Here is a 1706-nt window from a genome sequence, read left to right as displayed (position 1 = left end):
GTGCGGGCCGTTGCCGAGCACAAGGCTGGCGATCACACCGGTGAGTGCAATGCCGATCGTCGCGCCGATACAGGCGACGAGACGCTCGCGCAGCGTCGCGCCGGCAAGAATGGGAACAAAAAGGCGGAAAGCCATGAGGTCGAAAACTCTGCCGATATTCCAGGGGAAGTCGAAAATGTGCTGATCGCACCGCAATGACGCGGCATCGCTGAATTTGAAAGCCAAACTGATCCGGGAAACTGCAATTTGAGGGAATAGAATTCCGCTACGCAGCCGCTGCTGCGGTCAGGCCGCGCGAAATGTCGGCCTTCAGGTCGTCGACGTCCTCGAGGCCGATCTGCAGGCGGATCAATGGACCCTCATAGGGGGCCTTCGCGACAACGCGGTCGCCGAGCCAGACCGGCACGGCAAGGCTCTCATAGCCGCCCCAGGAATAGCCGAGGCCGAAGATTTGCAGCGCGTCGAGAAAGGCGTGCTGCTGCTTTTGTCCGCCGCCGGCAAGCACGATGGAAAAGATGCCGCTCGATCCGGAGAAGTCCCGCTTCCACAGTTCGTGGTCCGGGTGGCTGGGCAGGGCCGGGTGGAGCACGCGCGCCACGCCCTTCTGGCCTTCGAGCCAGGAGGCGATGGCAAGCGTGCTGCGCTGATGGTGTTCGAGGCGCACGCCCATGCTGCGCAGGCCGCGCAGCACCTGGTAGACGTCGTCGGGCCCGGCGCAGCAGCCAAGCGTGCAGAAGCTTTCATAAAGATGCGTCCAGCAGCTCTCATTGGCCGACACCGTGCCAAGCAGCACGTCGGAATGGCCGGCCGGGTATTTGGTCGCCGCATGGATCGAGATGTCGACACCGTGGTCGAGGGGGCGGAAATACAGTGGCGTCGCCCAGGTATTGTCCATCATGACGATGGCGCCCGCGGCGTGCGCCGCCTTGGCGATGGCTGGGATGTCCTGCACCTCGAAGGTGTTGGAGGCCGGTGATTCCGTGAACACCACCTTGGTGTTGGGCTTGATCAACGCCGCGATGCCGGCGCCGACATGGGGGGCGTAGTACTCGACCTCGACGCCCAGCCGCTTCAGCATCGTGTCGGCGAAGTTGCGGGTCGGATGATAGACGGTATCGACGATCAGCAGATGGTCGCCGGCCGACACGAAGGCGAGCAGCGGTACCGTCACCGCCGCAAGGCCCGACGGCACCAGGATCGTGCCTGCCGAACCTTCCAGCGCGTCTATGGCGTGGGCGAGCGCATCGGTCGTCGGCGTGCCGCGCGTGCCGTAAGTGTATTTCTGGGTGCGAGCCGCCATTGACGCCGCGTCGCGAAAAAGCACGGTCGAGGCATGCACCACCGGCGGATTGACGAAGCCGAAATAGTCGTGCGGATTGTTGCCCGAATGGGCAAGCCGCGTGTTGATGCCCATCCCGCCGCTAAAGTGCTCGCCGTCTTTCGCCATTCTGCGTCGCCTTGTTTGACAAGCCGCTAGCCATAGTGCGGCGGCATGGACCGTGCAACAGCCACCGTCCGCCAGGAGATGGACTTCGAATATGCCAATTCGTCGCGGCAAAAACAGCGATGCGGGGACAGGATATCAAACGAAAAACCCGCCTGTGCGGCGGGTCATCGGCGCAAATCAGCACCATGGACAAAAATGTATCATAGCTGAGGGCAGGGTGTCAAGAAAAAATTCCTATCGCGAAAAGGCGGTCCTTGAT

General features: G+C 62.4%; 2 protein-coding genes. One reads left to right on the top strand and one right to left on the bottom strand.

Features of this window, described 5'->3' with window-relative positions:
- Positions 1 to 198, top strand: a 198-nt coding sequence (locus tag EN925_RS39920; RefSeq protein ID WP_164894619.1) for a hypothetical protein, incomplete at its 5' end; no start/stop codon positions are given.
- Positions 199 to 265: 67 nt separating this feature from the next.
- Here EN925_RS39920 and EN925_RS34760 read toward each other — a convergent pair.
- A complete protein-coding gene (locus EN925_RS34760) occupies positions 266 to 1447 on the bottom strand; it encodes a cystathionine beta-lyase (protein ID WP_013532426.1) in 1182 nt (393 codons plus the stop codon).
- Positions 1448 to 1706: the final 259 nt, after the last annotated feature.

Source organism: Mesorhizobium sp. M7A.F.Ca.US.006.04.2.1 (assembly GCF_004022915.1).
In the GTDB taxonomy this organism is placed as follows: domain Bacteria; phylum Pseudomonadota; class Alphaproteobacteria; order Rhizobiales; family Rhizobiaceae; genus Mesorhizobium; species Mesorhizobium ciceri.
This window is presented reverse-complemented; position numbering and strand designations above follow the sequence as displayed.

Coding starts and splice junctions, on each gene's coding strand:
- EN925_RS34760 (WP_013532426.1), bottom strand. CDS start 1,447: ATGGCGAAAGACGGCGAGCACTTTAGCGGCGGGATGGGCATCAACACG.